The sequence below is a fragment of the Frigoribacterium sp. ME-P-080 genome (genome assembly GCF_030209595.1).
Taxonomy (GTDB): Bacteria; Actinomycetota; Actinomycetes; order Actinomycetales; family Microbacteriaceae; genus Frigoribacterium.
This window is the reverse complement of the sequence record NZ_JARVRR010000001.1, coordinates 185585-212250: the sequence shown is the minus strand read 5'-3', so window position 1 is coordinate 212250 and position 26666 is coordinate 185585. Positions and strand designations below refer to the sequence as shown.

Here is a 26666-nt window from a genome sequence, read left to right as displayed (position 1 = left end):
CACCACGGGGCAGACCACGACAAACGGAGAATCATGGCCGACGAGCCGACAGACACCCCCGAGGGCACCGACGCCGAGGGTGCCCAGACCTTCGCCGAGGCACCGAAGCGCGACAGCATCGAGCAGGTCGACCTCCAGCTCGAGATGCAGCGTTCGTACCTCGACTACGCGATGAGCGTCATCGTCGGCCGGGCCCTGCCCGAGGTGCGTGACGGCCTCAAGCCCGTGCACCGCCGCGTCATCTACGCGATGTACGACGGTGGCTACCGCCCCGATCGCGCGTTCTCGAAGTGCTCGCGCGTGGTCGGCGACGTCATGGGCCAGTTCCACCCCCACGGTGACACGGCGATCTACGACGCGCTGGTGCGTCTCGTCCAGCCGTGGAGCCTGCGCTACCCGCTGGCGCTCGGCCAGGGCAACTTCGGCTCGCCCGGCAACGACGGCGCCGCCGCCCCGCGGTACACCGAGACCAAGATGGCCCCGCTCGCGCTCGAGATGGTGCGCGACATCGACGAGGACACCGTCGACTTCCAGGACAACTACGACGGTCGCACCCGCGAGCCGGCCATCCTGCCCAGCCGGTTCCCCAACCTGCTGGTCAACGGCTCGGTCGGCATCGCCGTCGGCATGGCGACCAACATCCCGCCGCACAACCTCCGCGAGGTCGCCTCGGGCGCACAGTGGTACCTCGAGAACCCCACCGCGACGCGTGAAGAGCTGCTCGAGGCGCTCATGCAGCGCGTCAAGGGCCCCGACTTCCCGACGGGGGCACAGATCCTCGGGGTCCGGGGTATCCAGGACGCCTACCGCACGGGCCGCGGTTCGATCACGATGCGTGCCGTCGTCAACGTCGAGGAGATCCAGGGTCGTACCTGCCTCGTCGTCACCGAGCTGCCCTACCAGGTCAACCCCGACAACCTCGCGATCAAGATCGCCGAGCTGGTCAAGGACGGCCGCATCGGCGGCATCGCCGACATCCGCGACGAGACCTCCGGTCGCACGGGTCAGCGCCTGGTCATCGTGCTGAAGCGCGACGCCGTCGCCAAGGTCGTGCTGAACAACCTCTACAAGCACACGAGCCTGCAAGAGAACTTCGGCGCGAACATGCTCGCGATCGTCGACGGCGTTCCCCGCACGCTCGCGCTCGACGGCTTCATCTCGGCGTGGGTCGACCACCAGATCGACGTCATCCAGCGCCGCACGCGTTTCCGTCTGAAGAAGGCCGAAGCCGACGCGCACATCCTGCGCGGCTACCTCAAGGCGCTCGACGCCCTCGACGAGGTCATCGCGCTCATCCGCCGGTCGCCGACCGTCGAGGAGGCGCGCGCGGGTCTCATGGACCTCCTCGACGTCGACGAGGTCCAGGCCTCGGCCATCCTCAACCTGCAGCTGCGTCGCCTGGCCGCCCTCGAGCGTCAGAAGATCCAGGACGACGCCGACAAGCTCGAGCGCGAGATCGCCGACTACCAGGACATCCTGGCCAAGCCGGAGCGTCAGCGCACCATCGTCAGCGACGAGCTCGCCGAGATCACCGACAAGTACGGCGACGACCGTCGCACCGAGATCATGTTCGGCTTCGACGGCGACATGAGCGTCGAAGACCTCATCCCCGAAGAAGAGATGGTCGTGACCATCACCCGGGGTGGCTACGTCAAGCGCACCCGCAGCGACAACTACCGCAGCCAGCACCGGGGCGGCAAGGGCGTCCGCGGAGCACAGCTGAGAGCCGACGACGTCGTGGACCACTTCTTCGTCACGACCACCCACCACTGGCTGCTGTTCCTCACGAACAAGGGTCGGGTCTACCGCGCCAAGACCTACGAGCTGCAGGAGGCCGGCCGCGACGCCAAGGGCCAGCACGTGGCCAACCTGCTCGCCATGCAGCCCGACGAACAGATCTCGCAGGTGCTCGACATCCGCGACTACGAGGTCGCGGACTACCTCGTGCTCGCCACCCGCGACGGCCTGATCAAGAAGACCTCGCTGACCGAGTACGACACGAACCGCACCGGCGGCATCATCGCGATCAACCTACGCGACGACGACGAACTCGTCTCGGCTCTGCTGGTCGACGAGCACGACGACCTGTTGCTCGTCTCGCGTCACGGCATGTCGCTGCGCTTCACGGCCACCAACGAGTCGCTGCGCCCCATGGGCAGGTCGACCTCGGGCGTGAAGGGCATGACCTTCCGTGACGACGACACGCTGCTCAGCGCCTCCGTCGTCGGTGAAGAGGGCTACGTCTTCGTCGTCACCGAGGGCGGCTACGCCAAGCGAACGGCCGCCGACCAGTACCGCGTCCAGAACCGTGGCGGTCTCGGCATCAAGGTGGCGAAGCTCGCGGAGGCGCGGGGAGACCTCGCCGGTGCCCTGATCGTCGGCGAGGACGACGAGGTGCTCGTGGTGCTGTCCGGCGGCAAGGTGGTCCGCTCCGCCGTCTCCGAGGTGCCGGCCAAGGGCCGTGACACGATGGGCGTCGTCTTCGCCCGCTTCGCGAGCGACGATCGCATCATCGCCGTGGCCCGCAACAGTGAGCGCAATCTCGCGGCCGAGGTCGACGAGAGTGCGGACGCCGTGGCCGAGGCCGTAGTGTCTGTCGAGTCCGTCGAGTCCGTCGACGCCGACACCGAGATCCCCACGACCGACGTCACGTCGGTCGATGCCGAGTCGACCGACGACGAGGCCCCCGGAACCGCCGGAGAGGAAACGAACAATGAGTAGTGTCGCCGAGAGACTGCAGAAGAAGGCGAAACGACCGTCCGGCACCAAGCAGGTCCGTCTCAAGCTGGTCTACATCGACTTCTGGTCGGTCGTGAAGCTGGCCTTCCTGATCTCGGTCGCGATCGGCATCATCACGGTCGTCGCCACCTTCCTCATCTGGGCGATCCTGAACCAGACCGGCATCTTCGACGACCTCGACGCCCTGCTGCGGGACATCCTCGGCGACTCGAGCTTCTCGATCCAGGACACCTTCAACGTCGGCCAGATCATGCTCTTCTCGATCGTGGTGGCCATCCTCAACGTCGTCGTCGGCACGGTCCTCGGGGCCATCGTCGCCGTCCTCTACAACCTGAGCGTGCGCATCACCGGCGGTCTCCTCGTCGGATTCACCAACAACTGATCCACATTTCGAGTCGGTTGAACCCGCCGATTCGAGTTCGCCGTCGTGGTGCTGTAGGCTTTACGACGGTCCGGGGGCTATAGCTCAGGCGGTTAGAGCGCTTCGCTGATAACGAAGAGGTCATAGGTTCAAGTCCTATTAGCCCCACGCAGTACCGGTCTCACATCACGCGCGTCTCCTGACGCGCAGGGTGGTGAGATCGTGCTCGTTCCCCCGGTGACCGGGGGGTCGGGGCCTTAGCTCAGTTGGTAGAGCGCCTGCTTTGCAAGCAGGATGTCGGGAGTTCGATTCTCCCAGGCTCCACTGGATTGCCTTGCCCCTGTCCGCTGACTCCGTCAGTGGACAGGGGCAATTCTCTTGTGCTGGTCTGGGGGCCCTCCGGGCCCGTGTCGGCTTCGCCGACGTGCGTGCAACGTTGGGCCTGAGGCAGTGTCTGTGCTGGTGCTGGTGCTGGTGCTGGGGCTAGGGCCGGATCAGCGTCGAATGCTGCAGTCGTCGGGGGCAGGGACGACGAAGGGCCCGCCTCCGGGGAGACGGGCCCTTCGTGGGGGGTGTGGGGGACTACGCCTTGGTGTCGGCGTCGTCGTCGGCGACCCAGAGCTCGTCGTCGGCACGAAGCGTCTGCACGGCCGCGAACACGAGGGCACCGAGAGCGACGACGCCCACGCCGATCAGCAGGACGCCGCCGACGCCGGGGCCCGACTTCTGCTGGCGCGGCACGTACTTCGCCGCGGCCTTCTTGCCCTGCTTCTTGGCGTTCTTCACGGCCTTCGCGACCTTCGGGTCGTTCGCGAGATCGAGGTTGCCGAGAGCCGACGAGAACGCCGGGTAGACGTCGTGCTTCAGGCGGTCCTGAGCGACCGACGCGTAGTGCGAGCCGGTCGAGAGACCCTGCGAGACCACGGGGCGGACGTTCGAGTCCACTGCGTGCTTGATCTGGGGGACGACCTTCTTGTTCGCGATCTTGACGGCGTCGTCGCGGTAGCCGCCGATGACCTTGCCGGCGTGGTCGATCACGCCGCGCTGCTCACCCCACACCGCCACAGCGTGCTTCTTGAACTTCTTGAGTTCTTTCTTCTGCTTGCGTGACAGGGCCATGAACGTTCCTCCAACGAGTAGGCAGTGGAGCCAGAGTTGCTGGCCCGTCCCAGTGTGGCACGGAGGTTCCTGACAGGTCACGGAACGGTGCCTGGGGAGTCGCTGGTGCGTCGAGGTGGCTGTGGAAGAATGACGACATGTCAACGCACACCGCTGTCGCCACCCTCACCACCAACCACGGCACCATCAAGGTGAACCTCTTCGGCGACCACGCCCCGAAGACCGTCGCCAACTTCGTCGGTCTCGCCACCGGCACCAAAGAGTGGACCCACCCGGCCACCGGCAAGGTCAGCACCGACAAGCTCTACGACGGCGTCGTCTTCCACCGCATCATCAAGGACTTCATGCTGCAGGGCGGCGACCCGCTCGGCCAGGGCGTCGGCGGGCCCGGCTACCAGTTCGACGACGAGATCCACCCCGAGCTGAACTTCAACGCCCCCTACATCTTCGCGATGGCCAACGCCGGCTCGCGCGGCGGCAAGGGCACCAACGGTTCGCAGTTCTTCATCACGACGGTTCCGACCCCGTGGCTGCAGGGCAAGCACACCATCTTCGGCGAGGTCGCCGACGACGAGTCCAAGAAGGTCGTCGACGCGATCGAGGCCGTCAAGACCGACGCGCGCGACAAGCCCCTCGAGGACGTGGTGCTCGAGAGCGTCACCATCGACGAGGTCTAGGTGACCGATCCGCACGATCGCTCGAACTTCTGCTATCGGCACCCCGACCGGCAGAGCTTCGTCCTCTGCCAGAGGTGCGGTCGCACCATCTGTGGCGAGTGCCAGACGCCCGCCGCGGTGGGGGTCCACTGCCCGGAGTGCGTGAAGGAGGCGCGGGGCAACGCACCGCGCCTCCAACCGCAGGTGGTCGGTCGGGTCCGTAGCGCGTCTCGGCGAGGCGCCCCCGTCGTCACCTACGGCATCATCGGCGTGACCGTCGCGGTGTTCCTCTTGCAACTCGTGACCGGTACGGGCAACGGCGTGGTCACGCGGGCCCTGGCGTTCTACCCGCCGCTCGAGATCGTGCAGCCCTGGCGCGCCGTCACGACGATGTTCGTGCACGGGAGCGTCCTGCACATCCTCTTCAACATGTACTCGCTGTACATCTTCGGGGCAGAACTCGAACGTCAGTTGGGGCGAGGTCGGTTCGCCGCCCTCTACTTCCTCTCGGGGATCGGCGGCTCGGCCGCTGTCGCCCTCCTGGCACCGGGAAGCTTCGTGGTCGGTGCCTCCGGGGCCATCTTCGGCCTCATGGCGGCGTTCTTCGTCATCGCCCGCAGCCTCGGTGGTCGCAGCATTCAGCTCCTGGTGCTGGTCGGCATCAACCTCGCGATCGGGTTCATCGTGCCCGGCATCGCGTGGCAGGCCCACCTCGGGGGCATCGTCGTGGGCGGGGCGATAGCGTTCCTGTTCTCGAAGACCCGTCACCGGTCGAAGCACGCCGTGCAGATCGCGGTGCTCGTCGCGATCGGCGTGATCGTCGTCGCGGTGCTCCTGGCCAGATCGGCCCAGCTGGTCGGGCTGTTCTAGACCACGCGGACGGTGAACGACGAGAGGCGGCTCCCCATCGGGGAGCCGCCTCTTCTCGTCGGCCGACGCGATCTCATCCGCCCGAGTTATCCACAGGAAAGTTATCCACAGGGTTTCCCACAATGGGGATAGTTACAGGCGTGTAAGTTCGAAGGTGCGTTCTAGCGCCACCGGGTGGTCATCAAGAACCCGATGAACATGATCCCGAAGCCGACCAAGATGTTCCACGAGCCGAGCGAAGCCACCGGGAGGGTGCTCTGGCTGACGTAGAACACCACGATCCACGCGAGACCGACGAGCATGAAGCCGAACATGACCGGCTTGAACCACACGGGGTTCGGCGCGTCCTCTGCGGTGCGGGCGGGCTTCGTGCTGCGGTTCGTGTCTTTGGCCATGGCGCACAGTGTACCGTGAGGCCCTTTTCGGTCCTGGGAGGGTCGCCGCGTCCGTCCCCGGGTACGCCCGCGTTCTCCACATGCTCTCCACACGTTGTCCACCGGTGGTCGCCACAGTCTCCGGGGGAGCGGAGCCCGCCTAGAATCGAGTCATGACGGACCACGGGGGCGAGGCCCAGCTCTCGAGACGCACGAAACGTCGCCGTCGATCCCGCGCCTCCTTCGTCAGCGTCCTCGGAGAACTGCTCATCACGGCCGGCGTCCTGGTGCTGCTCTTCATCGGGTGGCAGCAGTGGTTCAACGACCTCGTCGTCGCCGACGCCCACAAGGGCGAGGCGGCACGGCTGAGCGAGCAGTTCGACCAGGCGGCGACTGCGGCCCCCGAGCCGTCGTCCGACGGCTCGTACGGTGAACCGCCCGTGGGGGCGGCGCCCGGCGAGGCCGAGGAGTTCGCCAACTTCTACGTCCCACGGTTCGGCGCCGACTACGCGGTCCCGATCGCCGGGGGGACGAGCACCGTGCGAACCCTCAACAAGATCGGCATCGGCCACTACGACGAGACGCAGATGCCCGGCCAGGTCGGCAACTTCGGCATCGCCGCCCACCGGACCACCTACGGGGCGCCGTTCAACGAGATCGCCGACCTGCAAGAGGGCGACAAGATGTACGTCCAGACCCAGGACGGTTGGTTCACGTACTCGTTCCGCAACCTGCAGTACGTCCAGGCCACGCAGGTCTCGGTGCTGCAGCAGGTGCCCGACGCTCCCGACGTGTCGGCGACCTCGGGCGACCGCCTGATCACCCTGACGAGCTGCAATCCGATGTTCACCGCCCAAGAACGCATCGTCGCCTACGGTGTGTTCGACTCGTGGCAGCCGCTGTCGGCCGGCGTACCCGCCGAGCTCGCCGCTGCCGGAATCGGAGGCTGACCGTGTACGCCGCCCTCTGGCGCATCCTGCCCGGACCCTGGTGGGTCAGGCTCGTGCTCGTGCTCGTCCTGATCGCCGCCGTGCTGTTCGCCCTCGTCGAGTGGGTCTTCCCCTACGTCAACGAACTCCTGCCCACCCCCGACGTCACCGTGGAGCAACCATGACGCGCATCCTCGTCCTCGACAACTACGACAGCTTCGTCTACACGCTGAACGGGTACCTCCAGCAGTTGGGTGCCGATACGGACGTCGTCCGCAACGACGCGTTCGACGCGGCCGACACCGCCGACCGCATCGCCGAGTACGACGCCGTGCTGCTGTCGCCTGGCCCGGGGACCCCCGCTGCCGCCGGCGTCTCCATCGACGTCGTGCACGCCGCGCTGGCGGCCGACAAGCCGCTGCTGGGCGTCTGCCTCGGGCACCAGGCCATCGCCGAGGCGCTGGGGGCCACCGTGACGCACGCCGACGAACTGATGCACGGCAAGACGTCGAAGGTCGAACACGACGACAGCGCGTTCTACGACGGGGTCCCGCAGCCGTTCACCGCGACGCGGTACCACTCGCTCGCCGTGGTGGACGAGACGGTGCCCGAGACGCTCGAGGTGACCTCGCGCACCACGGGCGGCGTCATCATGGGCCTGCAGCACCGTTCCGCGCCGGTCTACGGCGTGCAGTTCCACCCCGAGTCGGTGCTGACCCAGGGCGGTTACCAGATGATCGGCAACTGGTTGTCGGTCGCCGGCTTGCCGGGGGCAGCCGTGACGGCCCGGGGGCTCGACCCGCTCGTCGACCTGGGCTGAACGTCCGAGCCCGTCGTCCGGACGTCGAGGTCCGAGCGACGTGCTCTCGGCGTCTCGCTCCGAGCGGCGAACTGGCTTCGTCGGACCTCGGCGTCGCTCCGTGGCTTCTGCGAGGGCTCAGCCGGTGCAGATGCGCAGGGTGACCGCCGAGCCCTGAGCCACGTCGCCGGGCGGGACGCTCATGCCCGACACCGTCTCACCGGTGCAGCCGGGGTCGGCCTGCGGGGTGACCGCCAGACCGAGCTGGTCGCGCAGGGTCGTGATGGCTTCTTCCGACGGCTGGCGGGTGACGTCGGGAAGCTGCACGAGACCGTTGGACACCACGATGTCGACACCCGAGCCGAGAGCGACCTGCGCAGCCGCTGCCGGATCGGACGAGAGGACGGACCCCTCGGGAACGGTGGGCGAGTAGTCGGAGCTCTGCTGGCCCCGTTCGAGACCAGCATCGGTGATGGCCTGCCAAGCGGCGTCGACGGTCTGACCGGTGACCGACGGCATGGCGACGAGTTGGGGCCCCGACGAGACGGTCACCGTGACGGCGAATTCTTTCGGGACGGACGTGCCGGGCTCCGGATCGGTCGACACGATGTCGCCGGCGTCGATCGTCGGGCTGGTGGCGTCGGCACGGACGACCGTCAGGCCCAGGTCGTCGAGGCGGGCGGATCCGGTCTCGAAGCTGACCCCGACGAGGTCGGGGATGCGAGACGACTGGGCGTTGTCGACGGTGGGAGGCGTGAGGTTGACCACCCAGAAGACGACGGCGACGATGACGACGGCCACGAGCACGATGCCCGCCCAGATCCAGGCGACGGGCGGCCGGGTCTGCGTTCGTTGGGGCCGTCCGGTGTCGTCCGACTGCAGTTCTTTCAGCGCGGCCTCGCTGCCCGCATTCGCGTGCGGGTTGACGCCGAAGAGCGTGGAGCCGGCGTCGACCGCGTGCGGCCGGCGGGCCGGAGCACGACCGGCGCCCGCGGCTTCGAGGTCGTCGCGGAACTCGGCGGCACTCTGGAAGCGGTCGAAGCGGTCTTTGGTGAGCGCGTGCAGGACGACGGCGTCGAGCGCCGGACTGACCTGTCGCTCGAGCGTGCTCGGGGGGACGGGAGGCTCGCTGACGTGACGGTAGGCGACCGCGACGGCGCTGTCGCCGGTGAAGGGCGGCTTGCCCGTGAGCAACTCGAAGAGCATGACGCCGGTCGAGTAGAGGTCGGTGCGGGCGTCGACGGTCTCGCCGCGCGCCTGCTCGGGGCTGAAGTACTGCGCGGTGCCGAGGATGGCCGTCGTCTGCGCGACGGTGGCCGCCGAGTCGCTGATGGCGCGGGCGATGCCGAAGTCCATCACCTTGACCTGGCCCGAGTTGGTCAACATGACGTTGCCGGGCTTGATGTCGCGGTGGACCACGCCCGCCCGGTGCGAGTACTCGAGGGCCGTCAGCACGCCCGAGGTGACCCGCACGGCCTCGTCGGGGTCGAGTGGGCCTTCGGCGACGATGTCCTTGAGCAGACGCCCCTCGACGTACTCCATGACGATGAAGGGGACGACCACGTCGAGCCCGCGGCGGTCGCGGACGACCTCTTCGCCGGCGTCGAAGACCCGGACGATGGTCGGGTGGGCCATGCGGGCGGCGGCCTGGGCCTCTTGGCGGAACCTCGACCGGAAGGCCGGATCGGTCGCGAGGCTGGGCTTCATCAGCTTGACGGCGATCTTGCGGCCGAGTCGGGCGTCGGTGCCGACGTGGACGTCGGCCATGCCACCGCGGCCGATCAGGTCACCGATCTGGTACCGGTTGGCGAGGAGATGGATGCTCTCTCTCACACCTTCAGCCACGCCTGTTCTCCCAACGACCCACCCCTGTCTGGCGACACGGTCGGAGCCAGTGTACCGGGGCGGTAGCCCCCGGACTGGGTACGGACCTAGGCCGAAGGGATGATTGTCAGGGCTTCGTGACCCCGGTCGTCTGCACGACCGGGGTCACGATCGGACCTACTGAGGGTCGGTGCCCTCCGAGGGGCTCGGGGCCGGTGACGTGGCCGGGGCCGTCACCGTGATGGTGACTCCCGGCGACGGCTCGGACGCGATCTGACCGCAGTTGGCCACGTAGCTGACCGTGAGGTTGCCGGCAGCCGAGGCGGTCACCGTGAGGGACGTCGCGTTGGCACCGAGGCCCCCGGCCGACTGACCCGAGGTGTCGGTCCCGCCGGTGATCGTGTACGAGTAGCCCGTCAGCGAGTAACCGGTCGGGCACCCCGTGTAGGCGGGCCAGTTGATGGTGGCGGTGTCGCCGGCCTCGATCTGGCCCGGGGTGGCGGTGGGCGTCGAGGGCTGGGCAGGGGTCGGGGCCGCGCGGTAGATGTAGATCGTCACCGACGAGCCCTTCTCGAGGGCACCCGTCGGGTCGATGCTGGCGACGGTGCCGACCTGGTCGGGACTCGGGGCGCTCGACCCGGCGTCGGCCGAGTCGACCTGCAGGCCGAGTTCTTCGAGGGAGGCGCGGGCGGCGGCCTCGGTCAGTCCCACGTAGTCGCCCGAGGACACCGTCACGGACGTCGGGGTCGGGGTGGGCGTCGGAGTCGTCCGGGTCGGCGTCGGCGTGCTGCTCGAGGTCGTCGGCGCGGGCGCGGGATCGTCGGTGTTGCCGATCGCGAAGACGATGCCGACGACGAGGGCGATGACCGCCAGGACGGCGAGGACGATCAGCGGCCAGAACCACGGACTGCGCTTCTTCTCGTCGGGTTCGTCGTCGCCGTCGCGCAGGGCGTCGGGATCAGCCGAACCGGCCACGTAGCCCGCGGCAGCACCGCCGGCGGCGCTCTGGGCACGGGTGGCCATCGGATCGAACAGTTGCGTCGTGGCGTCCTGGGCGTTGAAGGCCTGGGTCGCCGTGTCGGCGGGCGTGGCGGCGACGGCGCCGATCGCCGGGACGGCGACGGTCGCGGCGGCCACGTCGCCGCGGCGGAGGGCCCGAGCGGCCTGGGCGAGGGCCGATGCCGTCGCCGGCCGTTCGCCCGGCTTCTTGGCGATGCAGGACAGGACGAGACGACGAACGGGTTCGGAGACCGTCGACGGGAGGTCGGGCGGCTGTTCGTTGATCTGTGCCATCGCGATGGCGACCTGGGACTCGCCCGTGAACGGTCGACGACCGGCCAGGGCCTCGTAGGCGACGATGCCGAGCGAGTAGATGTCGGTGCTGGGGGACGCCGGGTGGCCGCTCGCCTGCTCGGGCGAGAGGTACTGCACGGTGCCCATGACCTGGCCCGTGGCCGTCAGCGGAACCTGGTCGGCGATGCGTGCGATGCCGAAGTCGGTGATCTTCACCCGGCCGTCCGGGGTGACGAGCAGGTTGCCGGGCTTGATGTCGCGGTGCACGAGACCTGCGGCGTGGGCGGCCTGGAGGGCCGAGGCGGTCTGCGCGACGATGTCGAGGACCTTGTCGGTCGGCAGGACGCGGTCGCGCTCGAGGACCGTCGACATGGCCTCGCCGGGGACGAGCTCCATCACCAGGTAGGCGCTGCCCTCTTCTTCGCCGTAGTCGAAGACGTTCGCGATGCCCTCGTGGTTGACCAGGGCCGCGTGACGGGCCTCGGCGCGGAAGCGCTCGAGGAATCCGGGATCGCCCAGGTACTCGTCCTTGAGGATCTTGATGGCGACCGTGCGGCCGATGACGAGGTCGGTGGCTTCCCAGACCTCGCCCATGCCGCCGATGGCGACTCGGGTCGACAGCTGGTAACGCCCACCGAAGGTGACTCCGCCGGATGGTCTCATTTGTTCAGCACCGCCTCTAGTACTTTCTTCGCGATCGGTGACGCGACACTGTTGCCGAATGCGGACTGGCCCTGTCCGCCGCCGTTCTCGACGACGACCGCGACCGCGACCTCGGGGTCAGCAGCAGGCGCGAACCCGGTGAACCAGAGGGTGTACGGCTCGCCGGGGCCGTTCTCGGCCGTTCCTGTCTTGCCGGCGACGTCGACGCCGTCAATTCTTGCATTGCTCGCCGCACCGTTCGCGACGTCCTGCACCATCATGTCGGTCATCGTGGCCGCAGTCTGGGAGCTGATGGGCTTGCCGTACTCCGAGGGCGAGAAATCCTCGACCGGGCTCAGGTCGGGGTTCAGGACGCTCTCGATCAGGGTCGGGTTCATCTCGGTGCCGCCGTTGGCGATGGCGGACGAGACCATGGCCATCTGCAGGGGCGTCACGCGGTCGGAGCCCTGCCCGAAGGACTGCAGCATGAGGGTGGCGTCGTTGATGGCCTGGCCCTTGGAGTCCTCGATGGGGAACTGGCTCGGCGTGACGGCCTGGGGGACGCCGATGGAGTCGTCGCCGAAGCCGAACTTCTCGGCCTGCTCTTGCAGGGCCTTCGCACCGAGGGCCTGGCCGAGTTGCGCCATGGGGATGTTGCACGACAGGCGGAGGGCGGTTGCGATGGTGGCCGTCTCGCCGCCGCCGCAGCTCCCGCCCTCGGCGTTGTTGATGTTCGTGCTGGTGCCGGGCAGCGTCAGGGTCGACGGGTTGGGGAAGGCGCTGTCGGGCGTGTAGTCGCCGCTCTCGAGCGCAGCCGCCGTCGTGATCAGCTTGAAGGTCGACCCCGGTGCGTACAGGTCGCCCTGGATCGCCCGGTTCTGCAGCGGAGCCGAGGGGTCGGCGATCAGCGAGTCGTAGGCGTCGGTGACGGTCTGACGGTCGTGGCTGGCGAGCGGGTTGGGGTCGTAGCTGGGCTTCGAGACCATCGCGAGGATCTTGCCGGTCTTCGGGTCCATCGCGACGACCGAGCCCGAGTTCGAGCCGAGGGCGTCGTAGGCCGCCTGCTGGACGGTGGGGTCGAGGGTGAGGTTGACCGTGGCCCCCTCGGGGTCCTGACCCGTGAGCAGCGAGTTGACCTGGTCGAAGAACTGCGAGTTCGCGTTGCCCGTGAGGTACCGGTTCATGGCGTCCTCGATGCCTCGGGATCCCTGACCCAACGTGTAGTAGCCGGCGACGGGTGCGTAGAGGTCGGGCTGCGAGTAGGTGCGCTGGAACTCGTACTGGTCGTCGACGGGGGTCGACTGCGCGATCGCCTGGCCGCCGACCAGGATGGGACCGCGCTGCGCCGAGTAGCTGGCGAGCAGGGCCCGCGAGTTGCGGGCGTCGGCGTTCAGCGCGTCGGCCTGGAACGCCGTGATGTAGGTCGTCGAGAGGAAGAGCGCGACGAACATGGCGAGCACCACGTAGCTCACGCGTCGGAGTTCTTCGTTCATCAGCCGATCACCAGCCTCGGTTGGTTGCGCACGGAGTCGGACAGTCGCAGCAGCAGGGCCACGATGATCCAGTTGGCCACGAGCGACGAGCCGCCCGCGGCGAGGAAGGGAGCGGTGAGGCCCGTGAGCGGGATCACCCTCGTCACGCCACCCATGACCACGAAGACCTGCAGGGCCACGACGAAGGCGACGCCGACCCCGAGCATGCGACCGAAGTCGTCCTGACCCACGAAGCCGATGCGGAACCCGCGGGAGACGAGCAGGAGGTAGAGCGCCAGGATGGCGAAGAGCCCGGTGAGGCCGAGTTCTTCGCCGAGCGACGCGAAGATGTAGTCGCTCTCGGCGAGCGGGGTGGTCTGCGGACGGCCCTGACCGAGCCCCGTGCCGATCAGTCCGCCGTTCGCCAAGCCGAACAGACCCTGCACGAGCTGGAAGGACCCGCCGACGGCGTCGTACTCGGACTGGGCGAAGGGATTGAGCCAGGCGGCGAAACGGCCCTGCACGTACCCCAGGAAGGTGCTGGCGATCAGGGCCCCTCCGAGGAAGAGGCCGACGCCGAGCACGATCCAGCTCGCGCGCCCCGTGCCCACGTAGATCATGACGAGGAACAGCCCGAAGTAGAGCAACGAGGTGCCGAGGTCGCGCTGGAAGATCAGGACGCCCATGGCGACGAGCCAGACGATGAGGATCGGCCCGAGGTCGCGTGGTCGCGGGAACCGCATGCCCAGGATCTTCGGCCCCATGAGCGAGAGGTTGTCGCGGGCGGTGACGAGGTAGCCGGCGAAGAAGATGGCCAGCGTGATCTTGGCGATCTCGCCCGGCTGGAACGAGAACGGTCCGATGTCGATCCACACGCGGGCGTTCAGCCCCTCGCGGCCGATGCCCGGCAGGAGGGGCAGCAGCAGCAGCACGATCGACACGAACATCGCGATGTAGCGGTACCGCGAGAGCACCCGGTAGTTGCGGATCACGAGCAGCACGGCGAGGGCGATCACCATCGCGAGGACGGTCCAGACCATCTGCTTGATGCCCAGCGCGCCCCAGCCCTCACGCCCCTCGGCCAGGTCGAGGCGGTAGATCATCGCGATGCCGATGCCGTTCAGGGTGACGGCGATCGGCATGACGAACGGGTCGGCCTCGCGGGCGACGACCCGCAGGACGACGTGGAAGATCAGGGCCAGGCCCAGCACCATCGAGCCGGCGATCAGCACGGTCGGGTCGACCTCGCCGGTCGCACCGAGCTGGACCAGCACCATCGCTCCGGCGGCGACGCCGCAGGCGATCAGCAGCATGAGCAGTTCGAGGTTGCGGAGGCGCGCGGGTTCGCGCAGGCGCAGCGAGATAGCCTGCGTCATGTTCGTGGGACGCGAGGCCTTCGCGGACGGCTTGCGCGCGCCTCCTACGCGACCGATGACCTCGGTCGCGTCACCACCGGGTGCGTCAGGGGTTGCTGGCATCGGCCAACCTCTCGACGATGGCCCTGGCGTCCGCGAGGGAACCGGCGTTGATGGTGTCCTCCACGGTGGTCTGCGTGTAGTTCGGCAGGTCGTCGACCTGGACGTCGGTGGTCTCGTAGACGCTCGAGAGGCCGATGGGCCCGAGGCTCTGTTGCACGCCCTTGTAGATGACGACCGTGCCCCGTTCTTCGCCCACGTAGTAGTGGTCTTGCGTCCACTGGTAGGTCAGCACGAGCCCGGCGACGAGCGCGGCGATCGCCACGACGAGGGCGGTCAGCCAGGTGATGCGGCGACGGCGACGGCGACGTTTGTCTTCGGCGATGAGCTCGGCGAGGTACTCGTCGCTCTCGGGCTCGAAGTGGCTGTCTTCCGGCGTCGTGGCGACCTTGAGCGGGTGCAGCAGGATCGTCGGCAGGCGGAGCTGCTTGCGCCCGGCGTCGCTGTCGAAGCTGAGGGGTGCGGCGGCCGACCCGACCGTGACGGGTTCGTCGAGTGCCGAGTCGCCCGACTCGTCGACGTCGACGATGACGACGGTCACGTTGTCGGGGGCGCCGTGGTCGAGGGTCTCCTTCACGAGGCGCCGGGCCGTCTGCTCGGCGTCGAGGCCCATGGCCATGGCCTTCTTGATGCGCTCCTCGGCGAGGTAGCTGCTGAGGCCGTCCGAGCAGATCAGCCAGCGGTCGCCGGGCTGCGTGCCGAGGGTCGCCGTGTCGATCTCGGGTGCCGCGTCGACGTCGCCGAGCACGCGCATCAGCACGCTGCGTCGCGGGTGCACCGCCGCTTCTTCTGGCGTGATGCGACCGCTGTCGACCAGGCGCTGCACGAAGGTGTGGTCGGCGGTGATCTGGCTGAGCTCGCCCTCGCGGAACAGGTAGATGCGCGAGTCGCCGATGTGGGCGATCGCCATGCTGTCACCGACGCGCAGCATGGCGCTGACGGTGGTGCCCATGCCGGTGAGCTCTTGGTGTTCGAAGACGGTCTCGGCCAGCAACTGGTTCGCGGCGATCAACGACGACTGCAGCGCGAACTCGGCGTCACCCGGCGAGGTGTAGACGCGGTCGGTCTCGCGGATCCGTCGGATCGCGATGGCCGAGGCCACGTCGCCGCCCGCGTGCCCGCCCATGCCGTCGGCGACGACGAAGAGCTGCGTGCCGGCGTAGCCGCTGTCTTGGTTGTTGGACCGGATCTTGCCCACGTTGGACAGAGCGGCACTCTTGGCGTGCGTCGTCATGAGGGCCTACCGCCGGAGCTCGAAGCTCGTCTGCCCGATCGTCACGGTCGCGCCCGTGGGCACGGGGGTGGGGACCGACACGCGCTCACCGGCGAGGAACGTGCCGTTGGTGGAGTCGAGGTCTTGCACGACCCAGCGGCCGTTCCAGAGCATGAGGCGCGCGTGGTGGGTCGAGGTGTAGTCGTCGCGGATCACGAGGTTGCTCTCTTGGGACCGCCCGATGGTGAGCGGCCCGTCGCCGAGGGGCATCTCGAGGCCGGCCTTGGCGCCCTTGGTGATGACCAGGCGCGTGGCGCGCCCGTCACCCTGAGGCGTCGGTGCCGGCGCGGCGGGCGCGGGACGCGGGGCGGGGGCAGGAGGCGCGGTGGCGGTCGCGCTCGCCTTGCCGGGTGAGGCGTCGGCGGGCATCTTGCGCGCCCGCTGCCCGAAGAGGTCGCTCCGCAGCGCGAACACGATCACGAAGACGAACAGCCACAGGACGGCCAGGAAGCCGAAGTGGAGCACCAGCAGGGTGAGGGCTGAGGTCATCGTCGGCCACCCGTGGAGTCGGGCCCGTCGAAGGGGTCGGGCGTCGATGACTGGGGGAGCACGCGGAACACGATACGCGTACGACCGATCTGGATCACCGAATCGGGCTGCAGCGGCGCCTTGGTGAGGGGGTTGCCGTTGAGCTTCGAGCCGTTCGTCGAGCCGAGGTCGCGGACCTGGGCACGTGACCCGTCCCACAGGATCTCGACGTGCTGACGGGAGGTACCGGTGTCTTGAACGGTGATGTCGGCGTCGCTGCCGCGGCCGATGATCGTGCGGGCACCGCTGAGCTCACGGCGCTTGCCGTCGATCTCGACGAACGGCTTCCACTGCACCTCGCCGCGCAGGTTGCGCGAGTCGACCGACATGATGCCGACGCTCAGCGAGTCGTCCTCGCGGAGGCGGATGCCGAGGGGCCCGGCGAACTGGTACCCCTGGGCGGTGGCGTGCCGCTGGGTGAGCTGCGTGAGCTCGTCGATCAGGGCCGGACCGATGCCGGACATCTTCTCGTAGTCGATGGGGGCGAGGCGCACCTGGAGCTCGTTGGGCACGAGGATGCGGTCACGCGAGACCACCGCGGCCTTGGTGTCGAGCTCACGGCGCAGCGCGTTCGTGATCTCGAGTGGTTGCACGCCCGAACGGAACGTCTTGGCGAAGGCGCCGTTGACGGCGCGCTCCAGCCCGCGTTCGAAGTTGTCGAGCAGTCCCATGGGTCTCCAGGTTCGGGGTCTCTGGTCGCCCGATCTTAGCCCGAACGAGTGAAAGGGACTCACCGGTGCTCTTTCGGGCGTCCCACGCATGCTAAAGTCTACGAGTTCGCGCGAGTGGCGGAATTGGCAGACGCGCTGGCTTCAGGTGCCAGTGCTCGAAAGGGCGTGGGGGTTCAAGTCCCCCCTCGCGCACGAACGTGAAGGCTCACCTCCGGGTGGGCCTTCTCTCTTTCCCGGCTCTGGTCCCACCCGTCGCCGTCGGCCCGTGCAGTGGTTGTCTGGTGCGATGAGCCAGCAGGGCGCGGTCGTGTTCGAGTTCGACGAGGTGCTCTTCGACGAGTTCCCGAAGGCCCCGTGGGTGCCCCGCAACCAGCGCATCGTCGTCGACTCCGACCGCCGCGTGGTGGGTCGCCGCGACGGCGTCGTGGTCAGCGTCACCGACCTGCCCCCGGTGTACGCGCACGCCGACATCGGGCCGAGGATCAGCAGCATGCAGTCCTTCGTCACCGTCGGCGACCACGTCTCATGGATCGTCCGGACCGTCGAGGGCACGCGGTTCACCTCGTCCGCCGACGACCTCGACGAGGAGGCGCGGCTCGAGATCGCGAGGGACGCCACCCTCCACGGGTTCCTCGACGACCTCGAGTGCATGGTCATCGCCGACCTGTCGGACATGCGATTCGGACAGGACCGCGAACTGACGCGCTGCCGTCTCGAGGTGACCCGCGCCTCCGGGGGGCCGGTCACCTGGGCGCTCGTCGTCGAGGGCACGGGGCACCGGATCGAGACGGACACGGTCGAGGCCGCGGAGTTCGTCGGCCGGCAGCTCAACGACATCGCGATCGACGGCGACCCGCTCGCCCTCGAGGCCGTGCTGCCGCTCTGAGGCGTCTCGGCCCGATCAGCCCGTGAGGCCGGTCACGGAGAGCCTCCGGCCGATCGCGAGGCGACGACGGCGGCGAGCCAGCCAGGGATCGCCTCGGCGGGCCGTGGGTACGACTCGAGATCGTCGAGGTAGGCCTGGTCGTCGATCCAGGTGTGAGGAGCGCGGTGGTCGAAGTCGAACGAGGTGCCGAGCTTGCCGGCGGCGGTGACCCGGAAGCGGGCGCTGAACCACGATCCGACGTCGGCTCGGTACATGAGCCGTCGGAGGTCGGAGGCGGCGGCGCCCGCCTCGTCCGTGTCGGGAGTGGACGACTCGTGGCCGGCTTCGTCGAAGAAACCCACGGATGCCACCCGGACGCCTCCGACCTCGGAGAAGTCGAACTCCGCCCGGACGGAGCCTCGAGGCATCATGCGGTGGACGGCGAGACCCACCCGACGGAGGGCATCACGTTCGGTCGGCACGCGGCCACCGCCGTCGTCGTGTTCGCTCATCGCTCGGCCCCGCCGCCACCGTCGGCTCGGCCGGCCAGGTCGTGGCGGGTCGGGGCGCCGGCGAGGATGGCGGCGAGCCAGTCGGGGGTGTTCTCGGGGGTGCGGGGGAACTCGTCGAAGTCGGCTCGGTAGGCCTCGGCGGCGAAGTGGCCCAGCTCGGGTTCGTTGTCGTAGTCGTACGACGCGCTCATCTTGCCGGTCGCCGTGACCGTGAACACCGCGGTGAACCAGGTACCCGAACCGGGTCGGTACATCGCCTTCCGGAGGTCGCGTGCCGCCCGGAAGGTCGTCTCGTCGGGCAGCGCGTGGTCCTCGCTCCCGTCGATGCGGGGCAGGACCGTCTCACCGGCCATGACGCCCCCAGCGATGTTGGTCTTCATGACGATCCGGTCGAAGCCGGTCGGGAGCAGGCCGTACAGCTGCCGGCCGATGTCTCGGAGGATCGTGCGCTCGGCCTCGATACCGGTCGTCGGTGGGCCGTCGGACATGCGTGTATCCCTTCGGTCATCGATCACTTGCGGTCGTGGCGGGTCGGGGCGCCGGCGAGGATGGCAGCCAGCCAATGCGGGGTGTTCTCGGGGGTGCGGGGAAATCGAGCCAGATCGGCCCTGTAGGCATCCGCGGAGAAGTGGCCCAACTCGGGCTCGTGGTCGTAGTCGTACGACGCGCTCATCTTGCCGGCCGCCGTGACCGTGAACACCGCGGTGAACCAGGTCCCCGCATCTCGACGGTGCATGGCGCCGCGGAGGACTTCGGCCGCCTCGAACGCATCGACAGGCCCGATGATCGATTCGAGCGAACCGTCGAGTCGATGGACACGGGTCCGGCCGGCGAGGACGCCGCCCGCCACGCTGACCTGCATCTCGACACGATCGTGTTGTGAGTTCAGAGTCGGATACAGCAGACGACCGATGGCGCGCAGTTGGACGCGTTCGGCTTCGAGTCCCGCCGGCTGCCCGTCACGTGAAGCAGAGCGGCTCTCCTCAGCGCCGGTCATCGTGTCCGAGGCGAACGAGGTCGTGGCGGGTCGGGGCACCGGCGAGGATGGCGGCGAGCCAGTCGGGGGTGTTCTCGGGGGTGCGGGGGAACTCATCGAAGTCGGCTCGGTAGGCCTCGGCGGCGAAGTGGCCCAGTTCGGGTTCGTTGTCGTAGTCGAATCGCGTGCGGAGCTTCCCTTCCGCCGTGACCGTGAACCAGGCGGTGAACCATGTTCCGGCCCTCGGCCTGTACATGGCCTCTCTGAGTTCACGAGCACGGAGGGTGGAGTCCCTCGTGCCCATGATGGAGTCGTCCGTCCCGTCCGGGCGGTAGAGGCGCTTCTTTCCGGAGGAGACACCACCGACGATGCTGATCTCGGCCTCGATGCGATCGAAGCCCGCTGCGATCTCGCCATGAAGAGCCAGACCGACCCCTCTCAGCGCAGAGCGCCCTTGCTCGAGTCCGGGTGGGTTCTCATGTCGTGTCATGACTCGGGTTCTCCCTTCGGCTTATGTGTGCCACCCCTGCCGACGAGGTCGTGGCGGGTCGGGGCACCGGCGAGGATGGCGGCCAGCCAGTCGGGGGTGTTCTTCGGCGTGCGGGGGAACTCGTCGAAGTCGGCGCGGTACGCCTCGGCGGCGAAAGACCCGAGCTCGGGCTCGTGGTCGTAGTCGTACCTCGCACTGAGCTTCCCCCCGGCGGTGACGGTGAACACGCCCGTGAACCACGTCCCGGCTTCGGCTTTGCTCATGACCCTCCGGAGATCGCGGGCCGCCCGGAAGACGCCACGACCGGACGAGAGAGAGGTCGAGCTGCCGTTTGCGGCATGCAGCTCGATCGTGCCGGCTGTCACTCCGCCGACCACGCTGATCCGGGCGATCACTCGATCGTGGTCGCGCGGGATGACGGCATGGAGCGCTTTGCCGAGGATGCGGAGTGCGTCCCTCTCGGCAGGCATGCCGTGGGGCTCCGAGTCGTGAGCGGACGGCACGGGCCCGAGTACTCCTGAGTCCGCCAGTTCTCTCGAGGTCGTGAGGCATGCCTCGAGGTAGGCATCGGGCGATGTGCCGCCTCCGACGAGGATCAGGGTCCCGCCCGTCGTCGACTGCGCGGTCGCGACCGACAGCCCCACCTCACGTGCAAGTGGATGCGAGCATGCGGCGTCTGTGCCGCTGGCGTGAGTCACGGCAGTGGGCCCGCGACGGAGGAGATCAGGAGGACGTGCTCGCGCATGTCGACGACCTCGAGGGACGCAGCAGATCGTCGGCCTCCGAGGGCGAGCAGCGGGCTGAAACCGAAGCATTCGTCGGAGCGGGGCACCCCGAGACGCTCCCGCGCCTCCGGGAAGGGGCTCCAGTCGAAGTAGTCGGGGTCGGCCAGGAACGACTCGTAGCCGAGGATGACGAGGAGCGTCGAGAGCCTGTTGGCGATGATCCGGCTCGTGCCCCGTCGAAATTCGAGGAGGTGCGCTCGGCCGTCGAGCCAGACGACCAGGTCTCCGAGGGCGGACGACATCAGGGGCGTGGCCGCCGCGAATCGAGGTGCGACCTCGGCGAGGACGTCCTGCCACGCGGTGGGGTCGACGATGCGCAGGTACCCGTCAGCCGTCGCGCCCAGCCCGTGGTCACGCCACAGGGCCACGACGTCGTCGGGAAGACGCTCGACAGCGGCGTCGAGGCTGGCGGAGGACAGTGGAGGCCCTGGCATCAACGGCTGCGTCACGTGACTCCAGCCCTGTTGCGCGAGTCCATGTCTCGACTCTCAGACGGGACCCTCGTCACGGCCGACGAGGTCGTGCCGGGTGGGCGCACCCGCGAGGATCGCGGCGAGCCACTCGGGCGTGTTCTCGGCAGTCCGGGGAAAATCCTCGAAGTCGGCACGATATTCCTCGGCACCGAAGTGACCTAGTTCGGGTTCGTTGTCGTAGTCGTACTGTGCGCTGAGTTTTCCGGCGGCCGTCACGGTGAAGACGGCGGTGAACCACGTGCCTGCCCCTGGCTTGTACATCAGGCGCCTCAGTCGACGAGCCGCTTCGAACGTGCGTCGCGCGGGAGCAGCCGACTCCTGGGAGCCGTCGGCTGCGAAGAGCAACGTCTCGCCGGCCATCACACCCCGAGCCATGCTTGTCTGCATGCGGATGCGGTCGGAACCCGAAGGAATCAGTGCAAGGAGCTGCGAACCCAGTTCTCTCAGTGCATCACGTTCTGCTTCGAGACCCGACTTCACCTTGTCGTCACCGGACATTGTCGTAGAACTCCTGTCGTAGCGGTTGACCGTGAGCCTGGATCTTGACTTGGACACCGGTCGGGACTGTGTTCGTGCCCTCGTACTCCGGAAGCACTTTGAGGTCGGCGGCGCCTCCGTCGGACGCGGTCAGGGCTTGCCGGAGTTCGCGTTCGAGGTTACCGAAGGAGTGGCCCCGGCCGCGATTGACCTCTCGGAGCATCGGCACGATGTTGATCTTCTCGCCGCCGCCGCCGAACATGTTGGCCAGGAGGTGGCCTCCCTCGTACCCGACACCGCCCTCCTTGCCGATGCGCTTCTGCACCGACTCGGACCGGTCGGCATCGCCGAGTTGGAGGTCGTCGAACTCGGCGAGCACCGTGCGGCTGGCGTGGTCCGTGACGTAGACGTGCTTGCCACCGACGACGTAGGTCGTGTCCGCGGCGGGCTGCATGAGGTCGTAGTTCAGGTTGCCCTTGCCGCCGTACTCGGTCTCGACGTGGACGATGCGACCTGTCGCGTCGGTCGAGAACACACCCCGGCCAGGCACCGTGTACGCCGTGTCCGGGGCGAGGACCTGACCGTGGGCGAACGGCTTCTCCTTCGTCGGCAGGTCGGAGCCCGAGACCGTCACGTGGTGCTCGACGGCCGGTGTGGCGTGCGGCGTCGGTTCGGTCGGGGTGGGCGTCCGGTCAGGGCCCGACAGGTCGAGCTCCCCGATGTCCGTGTCATGGCCGCCACCGGCTGACCGGTCAGGGGTTGCACCCGCGCCGTCGACGGGACCGTCGGCCCGACCGGGCTCGTCCGTCCCAGGGCCGTCCGCGTGACCTGCTTCGCTCGTCCCAGGGCCGTCGGCCCGACCTGCATCGCTCGATCCGGCACCGTCGGCCCGACCGGCATCGCCCGCTCCGCCTCCGTCGCCACGTTCGAGCAGCGTCGTGCCGCCCGACCCGGGGTCGGCGGCGCGGGCGGCACCGGCGGCCGGGTCGGAGCCGGTGCCACCACCCGCGTGAGCGGACGCGTCGGCGTGCGTGGCGGACGCGGCTCGCGCCTCCTCGGCTGTTCGACCGAGGTCGCCGTAGTCGGCGAAGTCCTCGAGCTTCGACAGCGAGCCGAAGTCGACGGTCTCGCCCGCCTTCCGGGCGCCGGTGAGACCGGAGAACTCGACGTCGGTCATGCGCTCGAGGGCGGCCATCGTGTCGGTCAGACCGTCGAGGTCGTCGAGTTTCGACAGGCCGCCGGCGTGCTCGCCGAACTCCGCGACGAGGTCCTCGACCCGTGACAGGCCCTTCGGCAGGTGCGACGCGTCCTCCGCCACCTCGGCCAGCCGGCCGGTGAGGGTCGCCGCCCGGGCCGCGCCCGACCCGACCTTGAGGCCCGCTCCGACCTGGCCCGCACCCGGGATGAAGAACGAGGCGACGTTCGCCACCGCGAAGGTGCCGGCGGCGACCGGGTCCTCTTCCCACTGCTCGGGCGTGCCGACGATTCCGCCGACCATGCCGTCCATCGTCTGCTTGTAGTTGTCGCGGAGGCCGCGCAGCGATTCCGGTACGGCCGAGTCGGGCAGGTTCGCGAGGGCGGGCGCCACCGGGAAGGCCACCGTGATGGCGAGGGCGCCGAGACCGGTCAGCATGCCGGTCCACGCCTCGCCGGCGAACGACCAGTCGTGCTTCCAGCCGTTCGCGGCGTCGAAGCCGACGAGCGACACGGTGCCCTCGACGAAGCTGGTGCCGAACTCGACGAGTCCGTCGCCGACCGACTCCTGGCACGACCGCTCGCCCTTGCCCTGGGCACCCCACGGGTTGTCCTCGGCGAGGTCGAGCTGCTCACCCGTCACGGCGGTCTGCGGAGCCACGCAGAGGTCGTCACGCAGGGCGTTGACGCCGTTCTCGAACTCGACCCGGGCCGCGTCGATCTTCGCGATCTCGGCGTTGTACTGCGACTGCAGCTCGTTGTTGCGCTCGACCGACGGTGTGTGCTCGTTCCACGGGATGGTCGTCTCGCCCTGGCCCTCGGGCACGATCGGCACCCCGCCGCCGCTCATCTGGCTGGCCTGGAAGAGCGGGTTGTCGGGGTCGTAGAAGTCGAGGGTCACGCCGCCGGCCACCGACGCGCGGAAGGCGTTCGCCTCGGTCACGAGCTCTTTGATGCGCGCGACCGGTGCCGTGACCGACTCGGCGAGCGTCTCGAGGAGGTCGGCCACCGTCGAGAGCTTGCCGGCGACGGCCTCGGCGTCGGTGCGCACCGGGTCCATCGAGGCGAACAACTGCGGCCCCTCGGGTGCGGTGTACGACGCGGACAGCCCCGACCAGTCGGTCATCACGGCCTCGGCGTTCGTCGTGACCGCGGTCGACGTGGTCTTGTAGCCCGCCGCCGCCGACGCGATCGACTCGGGCACGATGTCGAGACCGTAGAACTCGGACGGTGCGATCAGCGACCCCTTCGTGGCCATCAGCGACCCCCCTCGAAGAAGCTGAGGTCGCCCGACTCGGCGGCCTGCACGGCGGCGGCCTGCGTCTGCGCGGCCATCTCCTCGTCGCCGTTCACGTAGGCCAGCGTCGCGTCACCCGCCCCGGTCGCGCAGGCGAGGATGCGCGCGTTGATGCCCTGCACGCGGTTCGTCTCGGACGAGATCAGGTCGACGACGGCCACGGCCGACGACACGAGGATGTCGCTGCCCACGCCGGCGTTCAGCTCGGTCTGGGCCGTCTCGACGCCGGTGAAGGTCGCCGCGAACGTCTCGGCCGAGCCCTGCACCTTGGTCAGGACGCTCACCACGCCGTCGGTCTGGATGCTCCACGAGCTCATCGGTCGTCTCCTGTCGTCACGAGGGTGCCCTGCACGTCGTCGGCCAGGCGCCGGGCCAGCGCCTGGGTGAGAGGCCCGTCGAAGGGGCCGTAGGCCTCCGTCCACCAGCGGTCGGTGGCGGGGTGGTCGTTCGGTCGGCCCGCGGGGTGGTCCTGGGACGCCGGGTCGGTGACCGGCAGTCCCAGGCCGCGCCGCGCCTCCCGGGCGTCCTCGAGCTGCGTGCTGCGCAGCACGGCCAGGACCAGGCCCTCCTCCGACGCGATCTGGATGCCGCCGCCCTGCCAGAGGCGCCCGGCACCGAGTCCGCCGTCGACGGCCGCGGCCGCGGTCACGACCTCGACGGCCGTCACGGGCTCGGCGGAGAGGATCACGAACTCACGGGGCACGGCGCACCGCCGGAGGGAGGAGGGCGTCGGCGACGACACCCGGGCCGATCGCGTCGAGGGCCGCCGCGAAGCGCTGCCACCGGGTCGCGTCGGCACCGAACGGCACGACGAGCGAGGGGGTACGGGCGTTGCCGGTCGTGGTCCCGCCGTGTTCGGCGGCGAAGGAGGCCGCGTCGAGCCCCAGGCGTCGCACGGCCCGCGCGCCGACCACCGCGGCGAGGGGCTGCGGCGTCGTCGGCCGGTAGGGCGTGATGGTCGCGTCGGCCGCGCCCCGCAGGCTCCACGCCGTCGCCAGCAGCACCTGCTGCTTCTCGGACAGGCTGCGGAGAGCCGAGGAGGCGCGGGTCGCGTCGTCGACGCCGGTCGCCTCGGGCAGCGCGAACAGCAGCCGGGTCTCCTCGGTCAGTCCGGTCTCGCTGCGGGCGATGCGGATCGTGCCGGTCCAGACCGTGCCGTCGGGTGCGGAGCCGGCGACGTGCACCCGGGAGTCCCGCGGCATGCGGGCCCGGGCCAGGGCCGTGATGCGACCGCGGTCCCAGACGGTGGCGGGGGGTTCGGAGGTGCCCCACACGGTGGGCGCGACGCCCGCGACGGCGGTGACCAGCGCCTCCGTCGTGGTGCCGGTCAGGGCCTCGGCCCTCGCCGCGTGGTGCACGGCCACGGAGAACTGCAGCCACGGGCGCGTGGTCTCGACCGCCGGCTGGGGCAGGAGGGCGAACTCGTCGGCGGGCGCGGTCGCCCGCGCCGATCCGTCGACCGGGTCGCCGAGGGGATCGAGCAGGGCCTCGTCGTACGACGCCACCCGGGCACCGCCGATGGCGTGGCGCAGGTGGCCGTCGGCGTCCCGCACCAGCCAGGCCCCGGCGACGAGGCGCAGGGCCTGGTAGAGCGCCCAGCTGAGCCGGGCGTCGTCGTGGGTGACGACGACGACGCGGACGCCGGCGCGGGTCGCGTCGGTGAGCAGGGCCTGCCGCCCCGAGGTCAGGCCGACGACGGGGGCGGTGCTGATCGTCGCGATCCACCCCGGCCCACTCGCGTCGGCGAGCGGGTGGGGGAGGGTCGTCGCCCGTGAGTCGCTCACGGGCCGTGCCTAGATGCCGTCGACGGCGGCCTTGGCCCGCTGCATGGCGGTCTGGGCCGACTCGTCGTTCGACGCGAGCGACTGGCGGAGCGTGTTGATGATCGTGCGCACCTCGGTGGCGACGCGGTTCCAGCGCTGCTCCTTGCCCGCGTACTCCTCGCTGGAGCCGTCGGCCTGGTAGTCCGCCATGGCGGTCTTGACGTCGGAGTCGCGCTGCGTGATGAGCGCCTCGAGGCGGCTGGCGACGGCGTTGAAGTTGTCCTGGGCGTTGCCGGAGGCTCCGAGGTCGAAGTCGCGGCGGTCGGTTGCGTTGGCCATGGTCGTTCCCCCTTATGCGCGCGATCCGCCGAAGCGGGCGCTCTCGAATCCGGCGCCGGACTGGGCCGAGGTGGTCTCGTCGGCGATCTGCTGCTCACCCTCGACGAAGGCACGGTTCTGGCCCGTGATGCCGGTCAGCACCGAGGACAGGGCGGCGTTGAGCTCGACGGAGATGCCGTCGACCTCGCCCTTGAAGCGGTCGAAGGCGGCGCGGCCGGCTCCGTTGAAGCGGCCTTCGAGCGGCGCGGCCGCGTCGGCGAGCTGGCGGACCAGAGCGCCGAGGTCGTCGCCGGCCCCACTCGTCTTCTGGCTCAGTTGCGTGAGGGTCTCGCTCCCCATGGCGAACTTCATCATGTCGTTCTCCCCTTGCTTCGATCTGATGGCGACCCGTCACGGGTCGACTCATGAGGAAATCACGATTCCTTCTCGATCGCCACCCGTCTGCGGGGTACATGTCGGGGGACCGAGGC

The 26666-nt window shown here is 69.1% G+C and carries 30 protein-coding genes and 3 tRNA genes; 11 read left to right on the top strand and 22 right to left on the bottom strand.

All coding sequences use genetic code 11. The features are described from left to right. Positions 1 to 33: 33 nt before the first annotated feature. From gyrA to QRN23_RS01045, 4 genes are all read left to right on the top strand, one after another. Positions 34 to 2721 carry a DNA gyrase subunit A gene (gene gyrA / locus QRN23_RS01060; RefSeq protein WP_056044217.1) on the top strand — a complete coding sequence of 896 codons (2688 nt, stop codon included), beginning with the start codon at positions 34 to 36 and terminating at the stop codon, positions 2719 to 2721. Beyond that, positions 2714 to 3121 (top strand): DUF3566 domain-containing protein, encoded by a 408-nt coding sequence (locus QRN23_RS01055; RefSeq protein ID WP_043595295.1) that lies wholly within the window; start codon positions 2714 to 2716, stop codon positions 3119 to 3121. The genes gyrA and QRN23_RS01055 overlap by 8 nt, the downstream gene beginning before the upstream one ends. A 73-nt stretch (positions 3122 to 3194) precedes the next feature. Continuing rightward, positions 3195 to 3268 (top strand) — tRNA-Ile (locus QRN23_RS01050). An 83-nt stretch (positions 3269 to 3351) separates the two neighbouring features. Further along, a tRNA-Ala gene (locus tag QRN23_RS01045) sits at positions 3352 to 3424 on the top strand. Between the two features lie 258 nt (positions 3425 to 3682). Here the strand turns inward: QRN23_RS01045 and QRN23_RS01040 are convergent. Beyond that, the gene (locus QRN23_RS01040; RefSeq protein ID WP_173154043.1) at positions 3683 to 4219 is read right to left on the bottom strand and encodes a hypothetical protein; all 537 of its coding nucleotides are present in this window, start codon (positions 4217 to 4219) and stop codon (positions 3683 to 3685) included. Between the two features lie 137 nt (positions 4220 to 4356). On the opposite strand from QRN23_RS01040, the gene QRN23_RS01035 reads away from it, so the two are divergent. Both QRN23_RS01035 and QRN23_RS01030 read left to right on the top strand, forming a co-directional pair. Continuing rightward, positions 4357 to 4896 carry a peptidylprolyl isomerase gene (locus QRN23_RS01035; protein ID WP_056044214.1) on the top strand — a complete coding sequence of 180 codons (540 nt, stop codon included), beginning with the start codon at positions 4357 to 4359 and terminating at the stop codon, positions 4894 to 4896. Then, positions 4897 to 5745, top strand: a complete 849-nt coding sequence (locus QRN23_RS01030) for a rhomboid family intramembrane serine protease (RefSeq protein ID WP_285062098.1) — start codon at positions 4897 to 4899, stop codon at positions 5743 to 5745. 161 nt (positions 5746 to 5906) lie between these two features. On the opposite strand, the gene QRN23_RS01025 is transcribed toward QRN23_RS01030, so the two are convergent. Further along, complete coding sequence (locus tag QRN23_RS01025) at positions 5907 to 6140, bottom strand: cell division protein CrgA (protein WP_043595289.1); 234 nt, start codon at positions 6138 to 6140, stop codon at positions 5907 to 5909. 152 nt (positions 6141 to 6292) lie between these two features. Here QRN23_RS01025 and QRN23_RS01020 point away from each other — a divergent pair, with 152 nt between their 5' ends. Genes QRN23_RS01020 through QRN23_RS01010 form a run of 3 tightly spaced genes read left to right on the top strand, consistent with a single transcriptional unit; the run spans position 6293 to position 7868 of the window. Beyond that, positions 6293 to 7069 carry a class E sortase gene (locus QRN23_RS01020; RefSeq protein WP_173154034.1) on the top strand — a complete coding sequence of 259 codons (777 nt, stop codon included), beginning with the start codon at positions 6293 to 6295 and terminating at the stop codon, positions 7067 to 7069. A 2-nt stretch (positions 7070 to 7071) separates the two neighbouring features. Continuing rightward, positions 7072 to 7233, top strand: a complete 162-nt coding sequence (locus QRN23_RS01015; RefSeq protein WP_173154031.1) for a hypothetical protein — start codon at positions 7072 to 7074, stop codon at positions 7231 to 7233. Next, positions 7230 to 7868, top strand: a complete 639-nt coding sequence (locus QRN23_RS01010; protein WP_285062093.1) for an anthranilate synthase component II — start codon at positions 7230 to 7232, stop codon at positions 7866 to 7868. The genes QRN23_RS01015 and QRN23_RS01010 overlap by 4 nt, the downstream gene beginning before the upstream one ends. 117 nt (positions 7869 to 7985) lie before the next feature. Here QRN23_RS01010 and pknB read toward each other — a convergent pair whose 3' ends face one another. The 7 genes from pknB to QRN23_RS00975 all read right to left on the bottom strand — a co-directional run bounded on the left by pknB (position 7986) and on the right by QRN23_RS00975 (position 17025). Continuing rightward, positions 7986 to 9692 (bottom strand): Stk1 family PASTA domain-containing Ser/Thr kinase, encoded by a 1707-nt coding sequence (gene pknB / locus QRN23_RS01005; protein WP_123571113.1) that lies wholly within the window; start codon positions 9690 to 9692, stop codon positions 7986 to 7988. A gap of 156 nt (positions 9693 to 9848) precedes the next feature. Continuing rightward, a complete protein-coding gene (locus QRN23_RS01000; protein ID WP_285062090.1) occupies positions 9849 to 11627 on the bottom strand; it encodes a protein kinase domain-containing protein in 1779 nt (592 codons plus the stop codon). Next, positions 11624 to 13099: a peptidoglycan D,D-transpeptidase FtsI family protein gene (locus tag QRN23_RS00995; RefSeq protein WP_285062088.1), complete on the bottom strand. Its 1476-nt coding sequence runs from the start codon at positions 13097 to 13099 to the stop codon at positions 11624 to 11626. The genes QRN23_RS01000 and QRN23_RS00995 overlap by 4 nt, the downstream gene beginning before the upstream one ends. Continuing rightward, positions 13099 to 14454: an FtsW/RodA/SpoVE family cell cycle protein gene (locus QRN23_RS00990; protein ID WP_043595278.1), complete on the bottom strand. Its 1356-nt coding sequence runs from the start codon at positions 14452 to 14454 to the stop codon at positions 13099 to 13101. The genes QRN23_RS00995 and QRN23_RS00990 overlap by 1 nt, the downstream gene beginning before the upstream one ends. A gap of 85 nt (positions 14455 to 14539) precedes the next feature. After that, complete coding sequence (locus QRN23_RS00985; RefSeq protein ID WP_043595276.1) at positions 14540 to 15787, bottom strand: PP2C family protein-serine/threonine phosphatase; 1248 nt, start codon at positions 15785 to 15787, stop codon at positions 14540 to 14542. Between the two features lie 6 nt (positions 15788 to 15793). Further along, positions 15794 to 16315, bottom strand: coding sequence for an FHA domain-containing protein FhaB/FipA (locus tag QRN23_RS00980; protein WP_159828360.1), 522 nt, complete (start codon positions 16313 to 16315; stop codon positions 15794 to 15796). Next, positions 16312 to 17025, bottom strand: a complete 714-nt coding sequence (locus QRN23_RS00975) for an FHA domain-containing protein (RefSeq protein ID WP_043595272.1) — start codon at positions 17023 to 17025, stop codon at positions 16312 to 16314. The genes QRN23_RS00980 and QRN23_RS00975 overlap by 4 nt, the downstream gene beginning before the upstream one ends. Before the next feature lie 108 nt (positions 17026 to 17133). On the opposite strand from QRN23_RS00975, the gene QRN23_RS00970 reads away from it, so the two are divergent. Together QRN23_RS00970 and QRN23_RS00965 are read left to right on the top strand one after the other, a co-directional pair. After that, positions 17134 to 17217, top strand: a tRNA-Leu gene (locus tag QRN23_RS00970). A 94-nt stretch (positions 17218 to 17311) separates the two neighbouring features. Beyond that, positions 17312 to 17911, top strand: coding sequence for a hypothetical protein (locus QRN23_RS00965; RefSeq protein WP_159828358.1), 600 nt, complete (start codon positions 17312 to 17314; stop codon positions 17909 to 17911). A 32-nt stretch (positions 17912 to 17943) separates the two neighbouring features. On the opposite strand, the gene QRN23_RS00960 is transcribed toward QRN23_RS00965, so the two are convergent. The 13 genes from QRN23_RS00960 to QRN23_RS00900 all read right to left on the bottom strand — a co-directional run bounded on the left by QRN23_RS00960 (position 17944) and on the right by QRN23_RS00900 (position 26550). Continuing rightward, a complete protein-coding gene (locus QRN23_RS00960) occupies positions 17944 to 18402 on the bottom strand; it encodes a hypothetical protein (protein WP_056228025.1) in 459 nt (152 codons plus the stop codon). Next, positions 18399 to 18890, bottom strand: a complete 492-nt coding sequence (locus tag QRN23_RS00955; RefSeq protein ID WP_285062084.1) for a hypothetical protein — start codon at positions 18888 to 18890, stop codon at positions 18399 to 18401. The genes QRN23_RS00960 and QRN23_RS00955 overlap by 4 nt, the downstream gene beginning before the upstream one ends. Before the next feature lie 23 nt (positions 18891 to 18913). Next, on the bottom strand, positions 18914 to 19399 hold the full coding sequence (locus QRN23_RS00950) for a hypothetical protein (RefSeq protein WP_285062083.1): 486 nt from the start codon (positions 19397 to 19399) through the stop codon (positions 18914 to 18916). Further along, a complete protein-coding gene (locus QRN23_RS00945; RefSeq protein ID WP_267659121.1) occupies positions 19386 to 19868 on the bottom strand; it encodes a hypothetical protein in 483 nt (160 codons plus the stop codon). The genes QRN23_RS00950 and QRN23_RS00945 overlap by 14 nt, the downstream gene beginning before the upstream one ends. After that, positions 19865 to 20131 carry a hypothetical protein gene (locus QRN23_RS00940; RefSeq protein WP_285062081.1) on the bottom strand — a complete coding sequence of 89 codons (267 nt, stop codon included), beginning with the start codon at positions 20129 to 20131 and terminating at the stop codon, positions 19865 to 19867. Before QRN23_RS00940 ends, QRN23_RS00945 begins: the two co-directional genes overlap by 4 nt. 431 nt (positions 20132 to 20562) lie before the next feature. Further along, positions 20563 to 21087 (bottom strand): T6SS immunity protein Tdi1 domain-containing protein, encoded by a 525-nt coding sequence (locus QRN23_RS00935; RefSeq protein WP_148053679.1) that lies wholly within the window; start codon positions 21085 to 21087, stop codon positions 20563 to 20565. Between the two features lie 54 nt (positions 21088 to 21141). Further along, positions 21142 to 21624, bottom strand: a complete 483-nt coding sequence (locus QRN23_RS00930; RefSeq protein WP_137846903.1) for a hypothetical protein — start codon at positions 21622 to 21624, stop codon at positions 21142 to 21144. Beyond that, positions 21614 to 24055, bottom strand: a complete 2442-nt coding sequence (locus tag QRN23_RS00925; RefSeq protein WP_285062074.1) for a DNA/RNA non-specific endonuclease — start codon at positions 24053 to 24055, stop codon at positions 21614 to 21616. The genes QRN23_RS00930 and QRN23_RS00925 overlap by 11 nt, the downstream gene beginning before the upstream one ends. Beyond that, positions 24055 to 24411 (bottom strand): DUF6507 family protein, encoded by a 357-nt coding sequence (locus QRN23_RS00920; RefSeq protein ID WP_055975732.1) that lies wholly within the window; start codon positions 24409 to 24411, stop codon positions 24055 to 24057. The genes QRN23_RS00925 and QRN23_RS00920 overlap by 1 nt, the downstream gene beginning before the upstream one ends. After that, entirely contained in the window at positions 24408 to 24782 is a 375-nt protein-coding gene (locus tag QRN23_RS00915; protein ID WP_285062072.1) for a hypothetical protein, read from the bottom strand. The genes QRN23_RS00920 and QRN23_RS00915 overlap by 4 nt, the downstream gene beginning before the upstream one ends. A 4-nt stretch (positions 24783 to 24786) precedes the next feature. After that, complete coding sequence (locus tag QRN23_RS00910; RefSeq protein WP_056228045.1) at positions 24787 to 25878, bottom strand: DUF6177 family protein; 1092 nt, start codon at positions 25876 to 25878, stop codon at positions 24787 to 24789. Between the two features lie 9 nt (positions 25879 to 25887). After that, positions 25888 to 26196 carry a pore-forming ESAT-6 family protein gene (locus tag QRN23_RS00905; protein WP_043595262.1) on the bottom strand — a complete coding sequence of 103 codons (309 nt, stop codon included), beginning with the start codon at positions 26194 to 26196 and terminating at the stop codon, positions 25888 to 25890. A 12-nt stretch (positions 26197 to 26208) separates the two neighbouring features. Continuing rightward, positions 26209 to 26550: a WXG100 family type VII secretion target gene (locus QRN23_RS00900; RefSeq protein ID WP_307785006.1), complete on the bottom strand. Its 342-nt coding sequence runs from the start codon at positions 26548 to 26550 to the stop codon at positions 26209 to 26211. Positions 26551 to 26666 lie beyond the last annotated feature (116 nt).